This is a genomic window from Frisingicoccus sp., from assembly GCA_016298055.1.
Lineage (GTDB): Bacteria > Bacillota > Clostridia > Lachnospirales > Lachnospiraceae > Frisingicoccus.
In genome coordinates this window covers 1-3,669 of the sequence record JAEDDO010000171.1, presented here as the reverse complement: position 1 = coordinate 3,669, position 3,669 = coordinate 1, and the positions used below count along the sequence as shown (strand labels likewise).

General features: G+C 40.7%; 5 protein-coding genes. All 5 read right to left on the bottom strand.

Translation table 11 applies throughout. The features are described from left to right. Window positions 1-372 (bottom strand): Na/Pi symporter (locus QZZ35_RS09945; protein WP_291237259.1); only part of this gene is annotated, 372 nt, incomplete at its 3' end. 26 nt (window positions 373-398) lie between these two features. Continuing rightward, window positions 399-1,379 carry a calcium/sodium antiporter gene (locus QZZ35_RS09940; RefSeq protein ID WP_291237258.1) on the bottom strand — a complete coding sequence of 327 codons (981 nt, stop codon included), beginning with the start codon at window positions 1,377-1,379 and terminating at the stop codon, window positions 399-401. A 15-nt stretch (window positions 1,380-1,394) separates the two neighbouring features. After that, complete coding sequence (pyk, locus tag QZZ35_RS09935; RefSeq protein ID WP_291237257.1) at window positions 1,395-2,810, bottom strand: pyruvate kinase; 1,416 nt, start codon at window positions 2,808-2,810, stop codon at window positions 1,395-1,397. After that, the gene (locus QZZ35_RS09930; RefSeq protein ID WP_291237256.1) at window positions 2,797-2,967 is read right to left on the bottom strand and encodes a hypothetical protein; all 171 of its coding nucleotides are present in this window, start codon (window positions 2,965-2,967) and stop codon (window positions 2,797-2,799) included. The genes pyk and QZZ35_RS09930 overlap by 14 nt, the downstream gene beginning before the upstream one ends. 119 nt (window positions 2,968-3,086) lie before the next feature. Further along, complete coding sequence (locus QZZ35_RS09925; RefSeq protein WP_291237255.1) at window positions 3,087-3,497, bottom strand: hypothetical protein; 411 nt, start codon at window positions 3,495-3,497, stop codon at window positions 3,087-3,089. Window positions 3,498-3,669 lie beyond the last annotated feature (172 nt).

Genomic DNA, 3,669 nt, shown 5'->3' with positions numbered 1-3,669 from the left:
CGGAGAAAATGACTCCGGTTTCAGCATTTTTACAAACACATTATCACTGGATATTCCCACAAGGCTCATAAGCCAGGCTGTTATGGTTGTTCCTATATTTGATCCCATGATAACAGCGACAGTATTGCCTATATTCATAAGTCCGGAGTTAACCAGTCCAACAAGCATTACAGTTACAGCCGATGAACTCTGGATAGCAACGGTAATAATACACCCCATAAGAAGTCCGCTTAGGCGGTTCTTTGTCATCTTATTTATAATCCGCTCCATTTTGCTTCCGGCAATGCGCTCAAGACTATGTGACATCTGATTCATCCCATATATGAAAAAGGCAAGACCACCCAATAATGTAAAAACCGAAAACAAACTCATCACATCCTCCAATCTACAATCATTTATTATCTGAGTATTGCAAATACAACATCTGCAGCATAAATCATAAGCATCAATATTCCTTCGCCACGTGCAATTCTCCTCGAGGTAAAGGCAAATATATAAGATATTCCACTGACTACTACGAGTATCATCAGGTCATATACAGAAGCCATATTGATCGATACAGGATGGATCAATGCCGAAATTCCCAAAATGAACAGAAGATTAAAAATATTAGAACCAATAACGTTTCCAATCGCCATACCGGTTTCACCCTTTCTGGCGGCAACTTCAGATGTGACCAGTTCCGGAAGGGATGTTCCGATAGCCACGATTGTAAGCCCTATCAGCGTCTCTGTCATACCGGCTGCTCTTGCGATTTCTTTTGCGCAGTTTACTACAACCTGTCCTCCCACAAGGATCATCACAAGTCCGATCACAATATACAATAAACACTTCCACATAGGCTCTTTGCCGGTTTGCTCGTCATCGGTTGGATTTTTCCTCTCTTTTAAGACCAGGAAAACAATATACCCGATAAACATTACCACAAAGATAAATGCCACCGGCCGCGATACAACGGCAACTTCACGATCCATACCGTATTCGGCAAAGTGTCCATTAAACAATACTGAACCGCAGGACACCAGTAAAAGCAGTATAGTGGTGATGATCGCAACAGGGAAATCCCGCTTTAATACAATCCCATCAACCGGAAGAGGATAAATGATCGCACATATTCCAAGAATACCCAATAGATTAAAAATATTGGAGCCTACAACGTTACTGAGTGCGATCTCGTTTGAACCCTGAAACGCTGCAACTGTACTGACTGCCATTTCCGGTGTACTTGTCCCAAGCGCAACGATCGTTAATCCTATGATCAACCCGGGAACATTAAAATTCCTGGCGAGTGCTGAGCTTCCACCTACGAACATATCAGCGCCCTTAACAAGACATACAAAACCTACCACCAGAAGCAATATTTGAAGCAAAATATTCATAGAAACATACCTCCTCTACCTTATCGTTTCCAGGCGTATTGTGTTGGTACTGCCTGATTGTTTGCTGGCCTGTCCACCGGTAAGTATGATATTGTCTCCACTTTTAAGTTCAAGAATATCCATAGCATGTCGACTCGCATGGTAGAACATGACATCGACCGATTCAAATTCATCACTCATGACAGGAGTAACTCCCCAACTGAGGTTCAACTTCCGCCATGCCTTTTGCGAAGTCGTCATACCGACTATATCCACCGGGCACCTGAACCGGCTTACCATTCTGACAGTCATCCCGGATATGGAACTTATTACGATTCCCTTTGCCTTGGTATCGATTGCCATTGCACATGTGGCATGTGAGAGTGCATCCAGATTGTTCTTTATGACATAATCCGTTCTGTAAAATCTTTTCACATAGTCAATATTCTTTTCTGTATACTCTGCGATCTCTGCCATATTCCTTACAGCTTCAACAGGATATTTCCCCGCAGCAGATTCCCCGGAAAGCATTATGGCAGAAGAACCATCATATACAGCATTGGCAACATCCGAAATCTCTGCCCTCGTAGGTCTGGGATTATGTATCATGGATTCAAGCATCTCCGTTGCGGTAATAACCCTTTTTCCGAGAAGTCTGCATTTCTTGATAAGGTATTTCTGGATAGCTGGTACTTCAATAAATGGAATCTCAACGCCCAAGTCTCCTCTCGCCACCATTACCCCATCAGCGATTTCACATATCTCATCAATATTATCCACACCGGATCTGTTCTCAATCTTGGCGATAATATCAATATCCTTGCCTCCGTTTTCATCAAGAAAATTCCTGAGTTCACTGACATTTTCTTTGTTAGACACAAAAGATGCCGCAACAAAATCAATATCATTCTCAATACCAAACAACAGATCGGATTTATCAGCTTCACTGAGGAAATCACCTTTGAACACATGCCCCGGAAAATTCATGCTTTTATGATCTGAGATTTCTCCGCCGGCTATGACATCGCACACTATGTCTGTTTCCGTCAATTCCTTGACTTCAAAAATGAGCAAACCATTATTTACAAGTATCCTGTCACCAACCTTTAATTCTGACACAAGGGCTGCATAGTTTACGGAAACAATAGTCGCATCCCCTGAAACATCTCTCGTAGTAAATGTAAAGGTCTGTCCATCCTGCAGGGTTTCTTTCCTGTTTTTAAAACCCCTGATCCTGTACTCCGGTCCTTTGGTATCAAGCATAATCGGCAACGGATAGCCCAGCTTCTCTCTGACCTTCTTTATCATCTTGATCTTTTCCAAATGTTCCTCATGTGTTCCGTGAGAGAAGTTCAATCTTGCCACATTCATTCCGGATTGGCACATTTTGGTAAGTATCTCTTCGCCGGCACTTGCCGGTCCTATTGTGCATATAATCTTAGTTTTTCTCATCTTTACTTTTCCCTTCTGTTTCTTCTATGTCGTTGTACTTTATATCATCATCCTTTTTAGAATCTTCAGACGAACCGCCATTTTCCAGCCACCAGACCCAAATCCCTGCTGCTATAGCTATTACACTCATTATGGCTACTATTATATTTGTAAGCATTTCTCTTACCTCCGAGTTTTCAATCTGTGATCTTATAACCTCCATCTCTCTTTTCCATAGCAAAACAAGGCAAACGTATCCTACGTTCACCTGACTACGTGTTATGTATTTAATTGAGACTAGGGTTTCATTCCATCCAGATTATGGATATAAGTAATGATAAAATGATGACTTGTTGTTAATTCTCTAAAGAAAAACAGTAGAAAGAATACACATATACCGACAAGTATAAACAGACCACCTATTACAGCATAGGTCAGTTGCTCCCTGGAGCCGATGGTTTTTCCTGCAACAGGTTTCTTTGAAACAATACTTTTAATTACCGAATAATTGGTTATTTCGTCAGAAACAAGATCATAAAACTCATTCCCCGACGATGTTATCGAACTGGAGGTATTTGAACCCGAATATGAAAGTTTCTCAAACTCCGGCTTCTCATTAGAAGTACATACTACCAGAATACATACGATAATAAAACATAACAAGGAGCTGCTATAACGATTATGTCTGATATGGTGCATATTGAACATTATTAGCGTCTCCTTTCTATGTTTCGCTTATTTTTACGCAACGTAATGTTTATATAGCATACATTAAAAGTAACGAATTTTCAATCTTTTTACCCAACCAAGTAAATAGGATCCGGAAAACTTTAATGAGTATTATCCTGCATAAATACTGGGTTCTTTTTGAGAAAAAATC

Coding starts and splice junctions, on each gene's coding strand:
- QZZ35_RS09940 (WP_291237258.1), bottom strand. CDS start 1,379: ATGAATATTTTGCTTCAAATATTGCTTCTGGTGGTAGGTTTTGTATGT.
- pyk (WP_291237257.1), bottom strand. CDS start 2,810: ATGAGAAAAACTAAGATTATATGCACAATAGGACCGGCAAGTGCCGGC.
- QZZ35_RS09930 (WP_291237256.1), bottom strand. CDS start 2,967: ATGCTTACAAATATAATAGTAGCCATAATGAGTGTAATAGCTATAGCA.
- QZZ35_RS09925 (WP_291237255.1), bottom strand. CDS start 3,497: ATGTTCAATATGCACCATATCAGACATAATCGTTATAGCAGCTCCTTG.